This is a genomic window from Marinobacterium mangrovicola, from assembly GCF_004339595.1.
GTDB classification, from domain to species: domain Bacteria; phylum Pseudomonadota; class Gammaproteobacteria; order Pseudomonadales; family Balneatricaceae; genus Marinobacterium_D; species Marinobacterium_D mangrovicola.
The window spans coordinates 669234-688032 of sequence record NZ_SMFU01000008.1 but is presented as its reverse complement, the minus strand read 5'-3'; the positions used below and the strand labels follow the sequence as shown (position 1 = coordinate 688032).

16 protein-coding genes are annotated in these 18799 nt (G+C 53.4%); 5 read left to right on the top strand and 11 right to left on the bottom strand.

The features are described 5' to 3' along the window. The first annotated feature begins 103 nt into the window (after window positions 1-103). From CLV83_RS11580 to CLV83_RS11570, 3 genes are all read left to right on the top strand, one after another. Window positions 104-1183, top strand: a complete 1080-nt coding sequence (locus CLV83_RS11580; RefSeq protein WP_132292138.1) for a DUF4297 domain-containing protein — start codon at window positions 104-106, stop codon at window positions 1181-1183. Window positions 1184-1243: 60 nt separating this feature from the next. Then, entirely contained in the window at window positions 1244-2950 is a 1707-nt protein-coding gene (locus tag CLV83_RS11575; RefSeq protein ID WP_132292135.1) for a hypothetical protein, read from the top strand. A 118-nt stretch (window positions 2951-3068) separates the two neighbouring features. Continuing rightward, window positions 3069-3482 (top strand): hypothetical protein, encoded by a 414-nt coding sequence (locus CLV83_RS11570; protein ID WP_132292132.1) that lies wholly within the window; start codon window positions 3069-3071, stop codon window positions 3480-3482. Window positions 3483-3713: 231 nt separating this feature from the next. Here the strand turns inward: CLV83_RS11570 and CLV83_RS11565 are convergent, their stop codons facing one another. From CLV83_RS11565 to bhcA, 9 genes are all read right to left on the bottom strand, one after another. Beyond that, on the bottom strand, window positions 3714-4628 hold the full coding sequence (locus tag CLV83_RS11565; RefSeq protein ID WP_132292129.1) for a dienelactone hydrolase family protein: 915 nt from the start codon (window positions 4626-4628) through the stop codon (window positions 3714-3716). 137 nt (window positions 4629-4765) lie between these two features. After that, a complete protein-coding gene (locus tag CLV83_RS11560) occupies window positions 4766-5956 on the bottom strand; it encodes a leucine-rich repeat-containing protein kinase family protein (RefSeq protein ID WP_132292126.1) in 1191 nt (396 codons plus the stop codon). A 203-nt stretch (window positions 5957-6159) separates the two neighbouring features. Beyond that, window positions 6160-7188, bottom strand: a complete 1029-nt coding sequence (locus tag CLV83_RS11555) for an extracellular catalytic domain type 1 short-chain-length polyhydroxyalkanoate depolymerase (RefSeq protein ID WP_132292123.1) — start codon at window positions 7186-7188, stop codon at window positions 6160-6162. 207 nt (window positions 7189-7395) lie between these two features. Continuing rightward, entirely contained in the window at window positions 7396-7827 is a 432-nt protein-coding gene (locus CLV83_RS11550) for a GlcG/HbpS family heme-binding protein (RefSeq protein WP_132292120.1), read from the bottom strand. Between the two features lie 442 nt (window positions 7828-8269). Next, entirely contained in the window at window positions 8270-9112 is an 843-nt protein-coding gene (locus tag CLV83_RS11545; RefSeq protein ID WP_165900289.1) for an isocitrate lyase/PEP mutase family protein, read from the bottom strand. A 193-nt stretch (window positions 9113-9305) separates the two neighbouring features. Next, window positions 9306-10304, bottom strand: a complete 999-nt coding sequence (gene bhcD / locus CLV83_RS11540) for an iminosuccinate reductase BhcD (RefSeq protein ID WP_132292114.1) — start codon at window positions 10302-10304, stop codon at window positions 9306-9308. Window positions 10305-10365: 61 nt separating this feature from the next. After that, the gene (gene bhcC, locus CLV83_RS11535) at window positions 10366-11529 is read right to left on the bottom strand and encodes a 3-hydroxy-D-aspartate aldolase BhcC (protein WP_132292111.1); all 1164 of its coding nucleotides are present in this window, start codon (window positions 11527-11529) and stop codon (window positions 10366-10368) included. Window positions 11530-11560: 31 nt separating this feature from the next. Next, a complete protein-coding gene (bhcB, locus tag CLV83_RS11530) occupies window positions 11561-12535 on the bottom strand; it encodes a beta-hydroxyaspartate dehydratase BhcB (protein WP_165900288.1) in 975 nt (324 codons plus the stop codon). 12 nt (window positions 12536-12547) lie between these two features. Then, on the bottom strand, window positions 12548-13726 hold the full coding sequence (gene bhcA / locus CLV83_RS11525) for an L-aspartate--glyoxylate aminotransferase BhcA (protein WP_132292108.1): 1179 nt from the start codon (window positions 13724-13726) through the stop codon (window positions 12548-12550). A gap of 364 nt (window positions 13727-14090) precedes the next feature. On the opposite strand from bhcA, the gene CLV83_RS11520 reads away from it, so the two are divergent. Together CLV83_RS11520 and CLV83_RS11515 are read left to right on the top strand one after the other, a co-directional pair. Further along, a complete protein-coding gene (locus CLV83_RS11520) occupies window positions 14091-14870 on the top strand; it encodes an IclR family transcriptional regulator (RefSeq protein WP_132292105.1) in 780 nt (259 codons plus the stop codon). A gap of 324 nt (window positions 14871-15194) precedes the next feature. Further along, window positions 15195-15401 carry a heavy-metal-associated domain-containing protein gene (locus CLV83_RS11515; RefSeq protein WP_132292102.1) on the top strand — a complete coding sequence of 69 codons (207 nt, stop codon included), beginning with the start codon at window positions 15195-15197 and terminating at the stop codon, window positions 15399-15401. 147 nt (window positions 15402-15548) lie between these two features. Here CLV83_RS11515 and cueR read toward each other — a convergent pair whose 3' ends face one another. Both cueR and CLV83_RS11505 read right to left on the bottom strand, forming a co-directional pair. Continuing rightward, complete coding sequence (cueR, locus tag CLV83_RS11510; RefSeq protein ID WP_132292099.1) at window positions 15549-16085, bottom strand: Cu(I)-responsive transcriptional regulator; 537 nt, start codon at window positions 16083-16085, stop codon at window positions 15549-15551. Window positions 16086-16132: 47 nt separating this feature from the next. After that, complete coding sequence (locus CLV83_RS11505) at window positions 16133-18616, bottom strand: heavy metal translocating P-type ATPase (RefSeq protein ID WP_132292096.1); 2484 nt, start codon at window positions 18614-18616, stop codon at window positions 16133-16135. Window positions 18617-18799: the final 183 nt, after the last annotated feature.

Below are 18799 nucleotides of genomic sequence, written 5' to 3'. Positions count from 1 at the left end.
CGAAAACATCAAACCTTCCTGATAGAACCATCCACACCTAAAACCAATGCTGTTTATATTGATAGTATTTTAATTTTAGTCTCTATTTTTCAAAGGAAAACACATGAATAACGAGGAACCTAATAATAAAATTAATCCTTTGGGGTTGGATTCTAAAAGAGAAAAATCGGGCAGTGAAACTTTTCGGAAATATAATTACCAATATCACTGGGCTTTCTGCCGAATGCTTGATGAGCACAGTGAAGGCAATGAATACGCAATATTTGTTGAAGAACATGAAGATGTAACACTAGCGAATAGTCTTGATGGAAAATCGGCATTATTTGAGTTTAATCAAATCAAGGAAATAGCTAATAAATCAACCATCACAACGCTATCAAAAGATAAAAAAGATTCAGCATCCCCATTAAAGAAGCTTGCAGAAAGTGTATGTAACAAAGCATTTTCCGATAAAATATCTAGTGTGAACTTCGTCTCTACAGGAGGTTTTAGCTTTGACTTGCATAAAAAAGGCTTATCCTTTGAAGTTATAAAGGTAGGCCTACTAACCGAGGAAGAGCAAGCCAAAATCATTGGCTGTATTTCTGATATCGACAAGGATAATATTCTAGAAAGCAAATTAGCCTTCATAATTCCAGAACTTCCTGAAAAAGGCTTTGATCTAGCTATTGAGGGGAAAATAAGTCAACTAATAAACAAAATAAACCCAGGCTGCACATATAACTCCAGCTCAATATATAACTGCATAATAAGAGATTTACAAAGAAAGGGGGAAAATAGCTTTGATTATATTGATTGGAATAGTTCCCTAAAGAGAAAAGCAGTTACAAGTCGACAGCTAGATGAAATTATAAATCTGCACGTAAAAATAAAGCCAGATGAAAACTTAACTACCGAATTATTAGATATACTAAAAAACGAATATGGCTTAAGCTCCTTGAAACGAAGAAAAATAGCCAATGCGTTTAATAGATATTACGCAGCACAACTTAGCAGCCGTGATACCGAATTGCACAAAGTATCGACCGAGTTAAAAGAAATAATTGATAGTAATATTGAAAATTTCGATACTGCTATCGATTTAGAAGAGCATATATTTAACCATAGAAGCGAACGGTTAATTAATTATTTCACCAACAGGGAAGATTTCTCTGGTGCATTTTTATATGAGCTAATTTCATGAATAAGAATAGTGAAACTTATACATACAAAAAGCTTATTAGAAATTTAAGGAATAAGTCACATGAGAACCTTGAAGTTCAAAAAACTAACCATAATAAGCAACTTACAAAAGAAAGCCAAACAATTAGAGTTCTCAGACAGATACAATCTAATTCTAGCCGAGGATGAAAATAGCGTTGGAAAATCATCTGTAGTTAAAAATATTTTTTGGTGCTTCGGATGTGATCCAAGGTTTGATGACAAGTGGAATGGGCTATGCTGCAAAACTATTGTAGAATTTGAAGTTAATAGTAAACCATATTGGATTGCTAGAGATGACAATCGTTTTTTTATTTCTGAAGATGGTACTAATTATGAAAGTTATGTAGGAGTATCAGGCGAATTCTCAAGAAGGATAGCAGATATTGTAAATTTTAATGCTCTACTTCCCGTAAGAAACAAGGAAGAAGTCATAGTTCCTCCTCCTGCATTTTACTTTCTACCTTTTTATATAGACCAAAAACAAAGTTGGTCGAATGCGTGGGTATCGTTTGACAAGCTTGGGCAGTTTGCTGATTGGAAAAAACCTATAATCCAATATCACTCTGGAATGATCAATAAAAACTATTTTGATCTAACTGAGGATATTTATGAGAAAAAGAGAGAAAAAACAACAGTTAAAAATAAGATTGATAAATACGAAACAGCAATATCAATAGTCAATGATTTTATTCCAAGCATTGAAACCACTGTTAACTTAGATGAATTTGACGAAATAGAAGAGGAACTAAAATACAAAATACTTGAATTACACAATAAGCAAGAGCTTATTTTTGAGGAGTTTGCAGAACTCCGGGCTGATAAAGCACACATTCAAAGCCAACTTGTAATTGCAAATGAAGCTCTAATTGAGCTAGAAAGAGATTATGAATTTTCAGAAGAAAATGATGATGAAATTGAATGTCCAACTTGTGGCGTCATTCATGACAATACATTAGTTAACAGATTTTCACTGCTAAAAGACAAGGAACAAGCAGAGCAAGTTACAAAAAGGCTTGAAAGATCACTAAAAAATTCAGAACAAAATGTTATTAATAAAGAAATTGAGTTAAAGCAGATAAGGAGTCAGATAGAAATCCTAAATGAAAAATATTACAAAAATGAGGACAAAGCGAACCCAATTACCTTTAAGAATATACTTGATTCTGTTGCAGCTCATTCGGTGACACACAAAGTAAACAGAAGTAAAAACATTAAAATTGAACAGCTATACTCTTTAGAAACTGATGAGCGTAATTTAGGCCAGGAGAGAAACAGCGCGACAAAAGAAAGTAAAAAGCTTGTCAAAGAAAAGTTTTTAGAACTTTTTCCAAGCTATATTACAAAACTCAAAGCTTTCGGTGTTAACACATCGAACATAAAATCCCCAGAAAGTTATGCAAAAGTTGCAAAAAGCGGAGGTGCAGCAGAAAGCACGAGAGCTATGCTCGCTTACTATGTGAGTTTATATAACATCATAGGTATGTATAGTGAAGAGGTTTTAAGCCCTCTAGTCATTGATACCCCAAATCAACACGAACAAGCCGCAGATCACTACGAAAGTATAGTTTCACTAATAATGAATAATACACCGAAGAATTCGCAGATATTTCTATGTGGTATGGATTCAGAAAAACTTTCTAAAATGAAGGCGTCTGGTAAAGTTCACTTCTTAGATAAAGAACATTCACTGTTAGAGCCCAATGACTATGAAATTTTAAATAAAGCTTATCGAGAAATTTTTATTTAATAATATCTGGGTCAGAGTAACAATTATCACCAGGCTCCCGCCTACCGTTTTTCCACTACCGCTATAATCCGGCGGCTTTGCCCAAACTTTATGGTAATAAGGATGTTAGAGAGAAGAGATGGAACCACTGACAACAACTTTTGCTAAGGCTGTAGACGATCTATCAGGGAATATTTTTATTCCCGCTCTAATTTGCTCTGTATTTGTGGAGTTGGGACCATTTCTACATAATAAAATTGGTTTAAATTTAGTTATTACTTACTTAATAGCATTGCTTGTTGGTGCTGCTTTAGCCCCATTCATTCTATTCCTAATATCTGAAATCGGTATTAGGATATTTAACGGAACATTTATTGGCCCATATATTGGTGTTGCTATTATGCCTCTTGGATTCGCAGGGCTATTTCCAGATCAGTTTTTAGGTCTTAATATTCCGTATACTCAGGTAACAGGGGTGGCTATATTGGCTTGGTCTTTTAGATTGGTTAAGGGGAAACGGTTCTTCTATGGCCATTTCTGGAATGATGTATAATGCGCAAAAAAGCATGAAATTGACCTAAAAACAATTGGGGTCAGAGTAAAGTTTCATAATTCTACTCTGAGCCCAATTTTTCGCTTTAAATACACTATCCTTGCTGTTAACTCCGTCGGGCTTTACCTATGCGCAGGCTCACTCTACAGCTCAACCCAACGAGCCAACGGATAATAAAGAAGGCCTGGCGCATTAGCACCAGGCCTTCTTTATAAAGCACTCTGCCCTTTATTACCCTTTCAGTTTCTCATCAAAAAACTGCAGCGTGCGGCTCCAGGCCAGTTCGGCGCTTTCCTCGTTATAGCGGGACGTCGAATCGTTATGGAAGCCATGGTTCACGTCAGGATAAACAAACGCCGTGTAGTCCACGTCCGCCTGCTTTAACGCCGCTTCATACTCAGGCCAGTAACCGTTCACCCGCGTATCCAGACCGGCAAAATGAAGTTGCAGCGGCGCTTTAATGGCCGCAACCTCCGAACTCGGCGGTGTGCCATAAAAAGGTGCCCCTGCGTCGATCACATCGGGCAGCGTTGCAGCCAGTTCGTTAGTGAGATAACCGCCGAAGCAGAATCCCACCATCCCCACCTTGCCTGTGCTCAATTCATGGCTTTTCAGCAGCCGAGCCCCTGCTTTGAAGTCTGCTTCGATCTTGCCGCGATCCAACTGCTTCTGCATCGCCCGTCCCTGATCATCGTTACCGGGATAGCCCCCCAGCGAGAACAGAGCATCCGGTGCCAGGGCGATGTAGCCTGCTTTAGCCAGCCGGCGCGCCACATCCTCTATGTACGGGTTAAGGCCCCGGTTCTCATGGGCTACCAGTACAGCTGGTGCCGGTTGATCAGCGCTGACACCGGCGGGTACGACCAGATATCCCCTGGCCCGGCCATAGCCATCGGGGGAATCGAACTCGACGTAGGTCGCCTTAATATCGGGATCATTGAACGACACCTGTTCGGCCAATGCGTAGTTGGGCAGCAAACTGTTGGCCAAGCTGGCCGCGCTCAGGCCTGCAATCCCCAACGTTCCGAGTCGCTGCAAAAAGGTACGCCGATCGATGTCACCATGCGCATATTCGTCGTACCAATCAAACGCCTCCTGCGGGATTTCCGGTTGTCCGCTCTTTCCAACGCCGCGCATGCCTTTCATCGTATTCTCTCCTGAAAAAGTGCATTCAACTGAGTGTAGTCACTTTATGGGAATCCGGCAGACAGGTGGAAAAGAGCGGTCAGGGCCCTATCTTCTTCATCATCAGCCGCTTTTACAATACTGTTGCGGCTGCACAATCAGGCATTAACCAGCCCACGCACATCCTCTTCAAAATAGGCTAAGGCGCGGCGCTCAATCGTCTGCACTCCCGCTTGTTGGGCAGGCGTTAAGTTGTGGTATTTCGAGGCGGCACCAAAGTCGCCAAACAAAATATGTCCGGCAGCATTGATCAACACATTATGGGCGTATAAGTCGCCGTGACTGACCGCTTTACTTTCAAAATAGGCTATCAGTTCACGCATCTGCGCAATAATGTGCTCTGCTTGCCGCGCAGTGAATGACTGACCTTGGGTAAACGTGTCTCGTGTACAGGTTTCCAAACTCGGTGGCTGCCCCAGGTTGTAATAATCACCAGGAATCAGTCCCATAACTAACGCGGCACAATCAGGCTCATGAATATGAGCCAGCGGCTTCACTAAGTTATCGTGATGGCCCAGCGTTAAACACGCATCCAGCTCGTCTTTTGGGAAGCCATCACTGGTCACCTCGCCCTTGAACACTTTCACCGCTACTTCATCGGCAAAGCCATGTTCATTGTTACGCCATGTTCCGCGAGAAATAAGACCTGATGCGCCCATTCCAAGCACTTCATGCAGCGTCATATCCTGTGAGTGAACCTGCATAAAATCCGCGTGCTCATCGTGGGCCGGGCAAAACGGATTGCCGGAAAATGCCAACCAGGCCAGTTTTGGAAGCGCCAGCAATAGATCGGGAAACTCAGCCAAGGCATTGGCTGACAGGCGTAATAGACCCAGGTTTTTAAGCTGCGCAAAGGAATCAGGTAAAACGCTAATCTGGTTACCTGCCAATGCTAACTTTTCCAGCCGAGTCAGTTTTCCAATATTCTCGGGTAAAGCGGTAATGCGGTTGTCGGTCAGGATCAGCCAACGCGTTTGCTCAGGCAAACAGTGCTCAGACACACGTTCAATACGGTTGTGCTTAAAACCGATCATCTCCAACCTTGGCATCTGGCCAAGCACATCCGGCAGGTGTTCAAACAGGTTGTTGGAGGCAAAAAAGATCTTTAACTGGGTCAACCGCGTCAGGTCAGAAGGCAGATCACGCAAGCGATTATTGGATAGGTCCAGCACTTCCAGCGAGTCGGCCAAGTCATAGATCTCATCAGGAAACGAGGTCAGCTCTTCGCTTATCTGTAGCCGTTTACTGCCTTGTAATGCGCCGCTACGCAATTGCTCTAAGGTGTGCACCCATGCTCTCCGCTTCGTAAAAGCGCTCTATTATGCTTGATTGGCTTGCGGAAATTAGCCCCAATTTTTTCGGGATAGTGCCACCAGTACAATTCCCCCCCAAGATCTCCACTCTAGCGATACCTTGTCGCATGGATACCAATCACTCTCGGTGCAGATCTAGCCCAGCAGAGTTTTCAACCACACCCGCCTTATCAAATCGCTCATTGATCCAGCCCCCAGAACCTGCCTATAAAGTAGCTCGCACAGATATCCGTATCCAGAATATGTCCGCCTGGTATTCCACACTGCTCATCGCCGGGCCCCGGATCGACAGGCGCACCATGACCCATACCGGTGATGAGGTAGGTCTCGATCAAGGCATTACCTTCATCGTCCTCATAAACCCTATGTGGATAACCCTTCACGCTATCTTCAACGTCGGGCGTGGTATTGATGCCGTGAACATTGGTCCACTGCTCCAGCAGCTCCCTCGCATTGTCCGGGCTGACTCGCTTGTCCGCGTCGCCCTGCCAGATCGATAGCCTGGGCCAGGGGCCGGTGTGGTTACTGGCATCGCGCACCCGATCGCCCCACTCCTGGGGTGATAGATCCTTGATAGGTACGGACCCGGCGCTGTCCGCATCAACACCGCAGTCGGTAAGCGCAGTGATGGAGTAACGTGCGCATTTATAGGGAATACCGGCGATGATGCCGCCTCCAGCGAAAGTCTCCGGGTAGGTGGCCAGCATTACAACGCTCATAGCACCACCGGCTGAAAGGCCGGTCACAAAAACACGGCTGTTATCCGACTGCTGTGTATCCGCCAGATGATCGACCATCTGCTTGATGGAGAGCGCTTCACCCTCTCCGTGATCGATATCGTTACCCCAATCGCTCCACCAGAAGATCCAGTCCAGATAATGGCTGCCGTTAAACCAGTTAAAGCAAAGGGAGCTGTTGTTGCCCTTCTGCTGTTCCGGTAGCAACAGGGCAAATTGCCAGCGATCGGCGAGTTCAACCCAACCGCTCTCATCGTCATAGGCGGATGCGCTCTGGGTGCAGCCGTGGAGGGCGACCACCAGCGGGCGGCCTTCTGGCAGGTTATCCGGGATATATTCATACATGCGCAGATCGCCGGGGTTTGAGCCGAAGCCGGTCACCTCTGTTAGCGTGGCCGCACGCGCAGGGCTCAAGCCGATCAGCAATAGGGCCGTCAGTAGCGCTAGCGCTAATACTTTTAAGCCCGGCATCTGGATCGCTTCCGTGTTCAAACAAGTACCTGGTCGATTGAGCATTTCCGTCTGCCTCTTTCTGTTATTCAGGCTGTTGATAGGTGCCGGGCTGGGGCTGCATTTAACGATAGTCAGGAAATAAAACTTTGCCCCTAGTTTAAAAAAGTAAGCCTCCATTACGGAGGCTTACTTCGACAGTGTTTCATATCTTAACGAGGGTTATAACTAGCCCGCATCAGCAACCAACCCGGCCCCCTGAATACCAGCAATAGCGCACTGCTCATCCACATCGGACAGGTCTCCGGTGATTCCCACCGCGCCGACTATCTCGTTATTAGCGTTACGCACCAACACCCCGCCGGCTACTGGGACGATATTGCCCTGCGCCAGCGTGTTTATAGCGGAGATAAAGGCTGGCCGCTCCTGGGCATCCTGCCCCAGCAGGCGGGAGGGTTTACCCAGGGCTACGGCGCCCCAGGCTTTGCCGATGGCGATATCCGGGCGCATCAGGCTGGCACCGTCCTGGCGTTGCAGGGAGATCACGGCGCCGCCGCTATCAAGGATGGCTACGGTCAGTGGAGCGGTGTTGAGTTGTTTGCTTTTTTCGAAGGCGGCTTGGGTTATTTTTATGGAGCTTTCGAGGTTGAGCTTTTCCATTTTTATCTCCTGTAGGTTTTATTTTTTTTGATCTAAAAATGTGTTGGGTAATCGTGGCTGGAAGGAACCAACCACGATCCATGTACGTGGCTCTGAGCAGCGCGTGATATCTATAATCGGTCATCTTTTTTCTGCTGCAGGTTTCGCCTGCTGGCGAGCCAAGGGACTTGTGCGGACAAGTCCCTTAGCAATCCCAAACCGCCCCGACGACTTGGTCGGCTGCGCCGACTGCCCTGCGCTTCTCGCCTGAAAGAGAGGAACCTCCAAACTCGCCGCTTTGCGGCTCAGACAGTCGGTCCCTTGTTTCTCTTTCAGGCTGTGATGCTCGGCTGCGTCGAAGGGGATGGGACACTCAGCTAGCCTGCGGAAAACGATTAGAGCTGCGCCCTGATCAGAGAGGATCAAATGCACTTCTATTGACTTGAGGTGCGCCGTTTCTAGTTCAGACCGGGCCCAGGTAATCCTCGCTTAGGGCTTTGAATTCTTTCTGGCCGGCGAAGCGGCTGATTAATTGTTTGGCGTTTTGTTCGCTACCGATATCAGAGCCGCTCTCTGCGCCAGTATGTAACTCAAGCAGTGAGGTGTAGGCGGCTTTCACGGCGTCTTCGTAGGCTTTGTGGCCGTTGAAGTGGATGCGCACGCCGAGCTGGGTCATCTCTTCGAGGCTCATCTCGGGCGGGTTGTAGTCGATCAGCATCAGCGGCAGATCGGTGGCAGAGCGCAGCTGTTCCAGCAAGGCCTTGCTGGTCTTACCAAAAATGCAGATGCCGTCGACGCCGGTGTGGCTGTAGGCGCCTATCCGTTCCAGGATACTTTCCAACGGTTGCTGGGCGTGGGTGCGGGCGATGATGGCGAGGCTGGGGTCGCGGCGGGCTCTCAGGGCTGCATTCAGTTTGCTGCAGCCCTCTTCGATGCTGCTTAGGTTGAGCTCCGGCTGTTTGTACGGCCGGGGAATGATGGTGTCTTCAAGGGTAATAACCGAGGCGCCGGCATGTTCGAGCTCGGAGACGGTGCGCATCACGTTGAGGGAGTTGCCGTAGCCGTTGTCGCCATCGACGATCACCGGCAGGTCCGAGGCCTGGCACACGCGCCGGGCCTGTTCGGCCAGTTCGCTCAGGGTCAGCAGGTAGATATCCGGTACGCCCAGAGCCATCAGCGAGGTTACGGAGCCACCGAGTATTCCCACCGAGAAGCCGATATCGTCGGCCATGCGGGAAGACAGGGGATCAAAAACCGAGGCGCAGCGGACACACTGCTGAGTTTCCAGCAGCTCGCGGAGTCTCATTCGTGCGGCAGAACTCATGGGTCAGTACCTGTATCTGTTGATGAATCGTTTTTGAAGGGGCTGGGGTAACACCCTCACCCGTTGGGCGAGGATGTTGGGTGCCGTTGCCGATCAGGGGTGGGTGGCAACGGGCTTAAGCAGCGGCGGAGAAAAGGGCTATCCCGCCACCTGCATAACGACGACGCGTCAGGCTTTAGAGGATAATCTTCTGGGACAAGCCTTGCTGCTCGGCCAGCTCTGCAGCGGCGGAGGCCACCGCCAGATCCTGCAGGCCCACACCAGTGCCATCAAACAGGGTGATCTCCTGATCGTCGCGGCGGCCCACATGAGTGCCGTTGATCACCTTGCCGATGGGGGTGATATCGGCTTCAGCGATCAGGCCGGAGGCCACGGCATGCTGCGCTTCGCCGATGGAGATAGACTGGGCAACTTCATCGGTAAACACGCTAGCGGCAGCCAGCAGGGCCGGATCGACCTCCTGCTTGCCCTTGGTATCGGTGCCCATGCAGGCGATATGGGTGCCGGGCTTGATCCACTCTTTCAGCAGCAGCGGCTCGAACGCCGAGGTGATGGTGATGATCACGTCCGCCTGGGCGCCCAGTTCCTGCTGGGTCACGGCCTCGAAAGGCACACGCAGTTCTTCGCAGACCGCGGCCAGACGCGGCAGGTGTTCCGGGTGCGGGTTCCAGGCGACCACTTTCTCGAAGTCACGCTGTTCCAGTGCGGCGCGCAGCTGGAAGGTGGACTGGTGCCCTGCCCCGACCATGCCCAGCACCTTGGCATCCCTGCGCGCCAGGTGCGCAATCGATACAGCCGAGGCCGCGGCGGTACGCACCGCGGTGAGATAGTTACCACCCACTAACGATTTAAGCTGCCCGGTATCGGGATCGAACAGGATCACCGTGGACTGGTGGTTGGTCAGGTCTTTCTGCACGTTACCGGGCCAGTAACCGCCGGACTTCACGCCCAACGCCATGCCGGCGCGGTCGAAGCCGGACTTGAAGCCGTACAGGGCATCGGCATGGCCGATCGCCTCGCGCACCACCGGGAAGTTGTAAGCATCGCCACGGGCCATGGCCGCGAATACATTCTCTACCGCCTTGAACGCTTCCGGGCGGCCGACGATCTGCTGGCACACCGCTTCCGATACGATCGAAACCGGGTTGCCTGCTCCACTTGCGGGAGTGGTCATAGATTCTCTCCTCTCATATTTGAGCGCTGCCGCCCTGCCCTGCAGAGCGGCTGATAGGCTATCAGTACGCCTTGCCGCGGGCAGATACCGGCCACAGGGTTTCGACCTTGCCGTTGCGAACGCCAACGTAGTAGTCGTGCACGTTGCAGGTCGGATCGCAGTGCCCCGGCACCAGACGCAGCTTGTCGTTGACCTTCAGCGCGCCGTTCGGATCGGAGATCACGCCGTGCTCGTCGGAGCACTTGATGTACTCCACGTCATCGCGACCGAAGATAAACGGCAGGCCGCTGTCCACGGACTGAGCCTTCAGGCCCGCATCGCAGATCGCCTTGTCGGTCTTGGCGTGGCTCATCACGCTGGTGAGGATAAACAGGGCGTTGTCCCACTCCCCCTTGTCGATGCGGTTGCCGTCCTTATCGAGGATGCGGCCGTAGTCGGCATCCATGAAGGCGTAGGATCCGCACTGCAGCTCGTTGTAGACGCCGGAGTTGCTCTCAAAGTAGTAAGAGCCGGTGCCACCACCGGAGACCAGTTCCGGCTCCAGACCCACTGCCTTCAGGCCATCCACAGCGTCCTGAACCTGGGCGATGGCGATATCCAGCTTCTCCTTGCGCGCCTCGTAGGTGTCGAGGTGCTGCATGGCGCCCTGGTAGGCCTGGATACCGGTGAACTTGAGGTTGGCAGCCGTATCAATGGCCTGAGCGATCTGGACCACCGCTTCGGTGGTGGTCACACCGCAACGGCCCGCGCCACAGTCGATCTCGACGAAGCACTCGATCTCGGTGCCGTGCTTCTGGGCAGCGGCAGACAGCTCGGCCACGTTGTCGATGTCATCGACACAGACGATGGTGCGCGCCCCCAGTTTCGGCAGCTGTGCCAGGCGGTCCAGTTTCTGCGGATCACGCACCTGGTTGGATACCAGTACATCCTTGATGCCGCCGCGGGCGAACACCTCGGCTTCGGAAACCTTCTGGCAGCAGACGCCGATGGCGCCGCCCAGCTCTTCCTGCAGCTTGGCCACATCCACGGACTTGTGCATCTTGCCGTGCACACGGTGACGCATGCCGTGAGCCTTGGCGTAGTCGCCCATCTTTTTGATGTTGCGCTCCAGGGCATCCAGATCGAGGATCAGGCAAGGGGTCTGGATATCGGCTTCGTCCATGCCCGGAACGGCCGGAACGTCGTAGCCAACTTCAAGCTTTGAGAAATCGGTTTTTGCATTCATTAATTATCTCCTTTGATTCGTTATCAGCCGTTCAACCCTGAGTGTTAAGCCAGGGCAGTTTGTCCAGATCCACATTGCCGCCGGTGATGATCACGCCTACCCGCTTGCCGCGGAAAATCTCCGGGTTCTTCAGAATGGTCGCCAGGGGTACCGCGCTGCTGGGCTCCATGACGATCTTCATCCGCTTCCAGATCAGCTTCATGGCATCGACGATCTCCTCCTCCGTGGCGGTGAGGATGTCGGTGACATGGTTGCTGACGAAGTGCCAGGTCAGATCTTTCAGCGGCACCTTGAGGCCGTCGGCCACGGTATCGGGTGCATCGTCGGCGATGATATGGCCGGCACGGAACGAGCGTGCGGCATCATCGGCGTTGAGTGGCTCGGCGGCGTAGATCTTCACTTCCGGCGCAATGTTCGACAGGGTCAGGCAGGTACCGGAGATCATGCCGCCACCGCCTATCGGGGCGATCACTGCGTCCAGGTCTTTCACCTGTTCGTGCAGCTCCTTGGAGCAGGTCGCCTGACCCGCAATCACGCGCGGATCGTTGTACGGGTGCACAAACTCGGCCCCGGTCTCAGCCACGACTTCGGCGAAGGTTGCTTCGCGCGAGCTGGTAGATGGCTCGCACTCGACGATCTTGCCGCCGTAGCCGATCACCGCATCTTTCTTCGCCTGGGGTGCCGTGCGTGGCATCACCACGGTGACCGGAATGCCGCGCTGGCCTGCCGCGTAGGAGAGCGACAGCGCGTGGTTGCCGGAAGAGTGAGTGGCCACTCCAAGCCTGGCTTTCTCCTCGGTCAGGCCGAACACCGCGTTGCTGGCACCGCGCACCTTGAAAGCGCCGGCCTTCTGGAAGTTCTCGCACTTGAAGAACAGCTTCGCGCCGGTCAGCTCATTCAGGAAACGCGAGGTCAGCACCGGCGTTTCGTGGATGTAGGGCTTGATCCGCTCATGGGCGATGAGTACATCGTCATAGGTCGGGATCGTCATCTCGGTTTCGCTCATGACACTCCTCCTTTACTGGTTGGCGGCTGCGGTGGCGCGGTAGTATTCCTGCGCGGCACGCACGCCGGAGCCCAGCTCGAACGGGTAGTTCAGATCCGCCATCGCCATTTCGATGGTGGCCAGGCCCGACAGCACCATGACATCGGTCAGCGAACCCAGGTGCCCGATACGGAACGCCTTGCCGTTCATCTCGCCCAGGCCAATGCCGAAAGAGACGCCGTAGGCGTTGAAGGCGTGCTCGGTGAGCTCGTTACTGTCGAAGCCTTCAGGTACATAGATCGCGCTGACGGTGTCGGAGTAGAGTTCCGGTGACTGGGCGCAGAGCTTCATGCCCCAGGCCTCTACCGCTTTACGAACGCCTTCCGCCAGACGGAAGTGACGGGCGTAGACGTTATCCAGCCCCTCTTCGAGCAACATCTTCAGGCTCTCGCGCATGCCGTAGATCAGCTGCAGCGGCGGCGTGTAAGGGAAGCCGCCGCTGGCGTTGGCCGCCATCATGTCGCGGAAGTCAAAGAAGGTGCGCGGCAGGGTTGCGGTTTCCATCGCCGCCAGCGCCTTCTGGCTGACACCGAGAATCGCCATACCGGTGGCCAGCATGAAACCTTTCTGCGAACCGGACACTGCGATATCAACGCCCCAGTCATCCATATGGAACGGCATGGAAGCCAGGGAGCTTACGCAGTCAACAAACAGCATCGCCGGGTGGCTGGCAGCATCCATGGCGCGACGCACGGCGGCGATATCGCTTTTAACGCCGGTGGCCGTCTCGTTGTGGGTGACCAGAACCGCCTTGATGGTCTTGTCGGTATCGGCTTTCAGCGCCTGCTCGAACAGGTCAGCCGGTGCACCGGAGCCCCACTCGCAATCGATCACCTGAACTTCCAGGTTGTGACGCTGGCACAGGTCGATCCAGCGGTGGGAGAACATGCCGTAACGGGCAACCAGAACGGTGTCGCCGGCAGACAGGGTGTTGCAGATGGAGGCTTCCCAACCGCCGGTACCGCTTGCGGGGAACGTTATCACCTGCCCGGTTTCTGTCCCGAATACACGCTTGCAGTCCTCAAGCACCGGCGCGAAGGTTTCCACAAAATCCGGCGCGCGGTGATCGCGGGTCTGGATATGCATGGCGTTGCGCAACCGATCAGGAATATTGGTCGGGCCGGGAATAAAAACGGGGTTCTGGTCTGACATGGTGATTCGCCCTTTCTTGTTTGTTTGGCTATCTAACCGCCCGGGTGTCTTGCCTGGGCTTATTGCTTGGCTCTGCTGCGCGACCCGACTCGACTTTCAAATCGATCCTGAGTCAGCGCTGAAGTTGTGATTCACCTTAGGGAGCCCACTCTCATTCCGCAATACGCAACGATTTTCATATTATGAAAACTGACCAAAAAATCAGCTTATTCGACTTAAGCTAATGTTTATAAAGGGGTTATATCTTTAGAATGGGTAAAATCACTGATTTTCACAATGTGAAAAGCTGCTTGTTATTACTGCATTGTGGTAACTTGAGGAGGATCAAAACGATAACAACGAAACCGTGAAAGCGAGGCAGCCAATGTCTGATGAAAAACCGGAAGCGCGCATCCAGGTCATTGACCGGGCGGCGACACTGCTCGATGTAATCTCCCGCTACTCGACACCGGTCAAGCTCAAGGTATTGAGTGCCGATGCCGGCCTGCACCCCTCCACCGCCTACAGAATCCTGCACTCGCTGATCGATAATCGTTTTGTGGAACGCAGCGGCGACGGCACCTACCGCCTGGGTCAGCGCCTGCTTCAGCTCAGTAACCGCATCCACTCCGATATCGAGCTCAGAGCGGTGGCCATGCCCTACATGACCAAGCTGCGCGACCAGCTGGGCGAGACGATCAACCTGACGATCCGCGAAGGCGATGCGGTGGTTTACTACGACAAGGCCACACCGAACCGCATGATGCATGTGAACCAGATCATCGGCAGCCGCGCCCCGCTGCACGTGACCGGCGTCGGCAAACTGATGCTGGGCAAGGGCGGCGAAAAGGAGATCGAGAGCTACGCCCAGCGCACCAACCTGCCCGCCTACACCCGCAACACCTTTACCTCGCTGCCGACGCTGACCAATGAGTGTCTTGCCTCCGTGGAGCGGGGCTATGCCCTGGATAACGAGGAAGCGGAGATCGGTGTGGGTTGTATCGGCGTGCTGATCTACGATCACACCAACCAGCCGGTGGCGGGGCTTTCCCTGTCTGCCCCCATCGAACGACGCCGGGGCGAGTGGGTAGAGGATCTCAAACTGGCCGGGGAAGCGATTTCTGAGCAGCTGGGATATCGGCCATTGCAGAGCGTTGAGGAATAGATCGATTTACGCGAGAGATTAAGCCAGGGAAGACAGTTCAGCCAGGAGCCGATATTAGAAATCGGGGCCTGGGCCCAGAAATGTGAGACGAGCACACTCGCCAGCAAGCAAATCACTCCGTTTTCTGCAGCGATTTAATCGCGGTCAATGCAGCGAAATTCGATCCACCCTATCGTAACTGCTGTTCATTTAATTCCGACCGGCTACTGGGTCTCAACTACTGGGGTCAACTACAGGATCTGAGCTACAGGCTTTAGCAGATCTTGACCTTACCAGAGTTGGAAGGTTTATCGTTTCATTGTCGAACCAATGAAGGAGTTTGAAATGCAGCACCAACTGAAAGTTACCGGCATGTCCTGCGGTCACTGCGTTTCTGCGATTGAGAAAGCGGTCAAGGGCCTGGACCCTCAGGCCGAGGTCTCCACCGATCTTGATAAAGGTGAAGTGACCGTCAGCAGCGATACTGAGTTTGCAGCGATCAGCGCAGCCATCCTGGAAGCAGGTTACGAGAACCAGGCGATCAACGCCTGACGCCTAACTCCCGGCTTTCGGCTTCCGTTGAGATGAAGCGTTGGAGAGCTGAAGAGTTGCACTGCCGGAGCCCAGCATTAAAAAGGCCGCCCGCGATTAAATCCCGGGCGGCCTTTCTTGTTCCTGGCGCTCTACTGCGAGCAGAGATCAGTCCGACCCGTGCCGCCGTTTTCGATCCGGTTCAATACCGGTTTTACCAAAACGCGGTTGCGCATGTTCATGGCTCTGATCAGCCTTCCCTCCGCAATGCCCGGCCGCATCGGGCTCCCTGTCCTTACAACCGTCCTCACAACCATCCTGCTCAGACAGCACATTGATGATCGGGCAATCCGGTCGATCATCGCCGTGGCAGTTGCCGGCCAGGTGCGCGAGAGTCTGGCTCATCTCCATCAGCTCGCGCGCCTTGCGTTCCAGCTCAGCCACATGCTCCAGCGCAATCCGTTTCACATCGGCACTGGCCCGGCCTCTGTCCTGCCAAAGCGCCAGCAGCTCCGCCATCTGATCCACCGAAAAGCCGAGATCGCGGGCGCGACGGATGAAGCGCAGCCGGTGCACATCTTTATCGGAGTAGTCCCGGTAGCCGGCTTCGGTGCGGGACACCTCAGGGATCAGCCCGATCGACTCGTAGTAGCGAATCATCTTCGCCGAAACGCCCGAGGCCTCTGCCGCTTTACCAATATTCATAGTCACCGCTCTCTTTTCCAATGCGTTCGGTTAAAGCCGTTTTGCGCTCAGGCTGCCTGCACCGGCGCCTTGAAGCGGCGCAACCTGAGCGCATTGGTCAGCACAAAGACCGAAGAGAGCGCCATGGCGCCCGCCGCAAAGATCGGTGACAGCAGCAGACCAAAGGCCGGATAGAGCACCCCTGCCGCCAGCGGAATCAGCGCCGTGTTGTAGGCGAATGCCCAGAACAGGTTCTGCTTGATATTGCGGATGGTCTCCTGTGACAGCGCGATCGCACTGGGAATACCGCCCAGGCTACCGGACATCAGCACCACATCCGCCGCTTCGATGGCGATATCGGTGCCTGTGCCGATCGCCATACCCACATCGGCTTCCGCCAGGGCCGGCGCATCGTTGATGCCATCACCCACAAAGGCCAGTTTGCCGTGCTCGGACTTGAGTTTTTTCACCGCCTCAACCTTACCTTCCGGCAACACCTCGGCAACCACATCATCGATACCCAGCTGCCGGGCGATCGCCTCGGCGGTGCGGCGGTTATCACCGGTAATCATCGCGACCTTGAGCCCCAGTGAATGCAGTGCTGCAATCGCATCGGGAGTGGATTCCTTGATCGGGTCCGATACGGCGATGATCGCCGCCAGTTTTCCATTAATCGCGGCATAAAGCGGAGATTTACCCTCATCCCCCAGACGTGCCGCCTCTTCAGCAAAGAGGTCCACATCCAGACCGAGTTTGCTCATATAGCGGTCGGCACCGATATCCACGGACACGCCTTCCGCCTGAGCCCTGACACCAAAACCGGTGACAGACTCAAAGCTCTCGGTAGCAGGAATACTGAGACCTTCCGCTTCTGCCGCCTCAGCGATGGCACGCCCGATGGGGTGCTCAGAGCGGGATTCCACCGCGGCAATTTTCGCCAGGATATCGCTGCGCTCAAACCCTTCGGCGACCTGCAGATCGGTCAGTGCCGGCTTGCCTTCGGTCAGCGTACCGGTCTTGTCGACCGCGACGACTTTCGCGTCCCGCAACAGCTGGAGCGCCTCACCCTTACGGAACAGCACGCCCATCTCGGCGCCACGTCCGGTGCCAACCATGATCGATGTGGGTGTTGCCAGCCCCATGGCGCAGGGGCAGGCGATGATCAGTACCGCCACCGCGTTGACCAACGCCAGGCTCAGTGCTGGCTCTGGCCCCGCGAAGAACCAGACCAGGAAGGTTAGCAGCGCCGCTGTCATTACCGCGGGCACAAACCACATGGTCACCTTGTCCACCATACCCTGGATCGGCAGCTTGGAACCCTGCGCTTCCTCCACCATACGGATGATCTGCGCCAGAACAGTGGTGCCGCCCACAGCCGTGGCTTTGAACGTCAGCGCACCCTTCTGGTTGACGGTACCGCCCACCACCGGGCTGCCGCTGCTTTTGGATACCGGCACCGGCTCACCGGTGATCATCGACTCGTCGACATAGCTGTCGCCTTCGATCACCTCGCCGTCCACCGGTATACGCTCACCGGGACGTACCTCAACGGTATCCCCCGGCTGAACCTCACCAATACCGATCTCAACAGTCTTGCCATCACGGTGCACGCGGGCGGTCTTTGCCTGCAGACCCACCAGGCGTTTGATCGCCTGGGAGGTACGCCCTTTCGCCCGGGCTTCAAAGAAACGGCCGAGCAGGATCAGGGTTACGATGACCGCAGCGGCCTCGTAATAAACGTTAGCCGTGCCTTCAGGCAGCACGCCGGAGAAGAAGGTCGCGATAACGGAATATCCCCAGGCCGCCGAGGTACCGAGCACCACCAGGGAGTTCATATCCGGCGCCGCACGCAGAAGCGCAGGCACGCCTTTTTTGAAGAAGCGCAGGCCCGGCCCGAACAGCGTCAGCGTGGCCAGCACAAACTGGATGTACCAGCTCATCTGCATGCCGATGGTGTTAGCCACCAGGCTATGCACGCCGGGAATCAGGTGTGAGCCCATCTCTATCAGGAACACCGGCAGGGAGAGCAGCGCCGCAATGGTCAGATCTCGTTTCAGCCCCGCCAGCTCGGCATCTTTTTTCTCGCTGCTGTCATCGGCAACGGCACCGCCCTGATCGATCTCGCTGGCCTCATAACCGGCATCAGCCACCGCAGCGATCAGCGTATCGACACTGGAATTACCGCGTATGCTGGCCTTTTCCGTCGCCAGGTTCACGTTGGCTTCCACAACGCCTGGCACCGCCTGCAGCGCGCGCTCGACCCGGCCGACGCAGGACGCACAGCTCATCCCCTCGATAGCAAGCTCGGTGGTCGTTGCCGGTACCGAGTAGCCCGCTTTCTCCACCGCCTCAACCAGTGACTGGCGATCCAGCGGCTTGCTGGAGCGTATATCGGCACGCTCGGTCGCCAGGTTTACCGCGACCTCTTCAACGTTATCGACCTTTTTCAGTGCCGCTTCCACGCGCCCCACGCATGAGGCACAACTCATGCCCTCGACGGGCAGACTTATCGATGACGCGGGCGACTGATTCGGTTTTAACTGGGTGTTCATCAGCTGCCTCCTAGAAACATTCCATATTGATACTGGCAACTATAAACCTTCCCACGATTGGAAGGTCAAGGAATGGGCATGAAAATAACAGCACGGATTGAATGGCTATTAAATGGTGTATGCAACAGTACCTGAGAAGATAGCTGCTATCTATCGTGCACGAACTTCAGAGTATGGGAATAA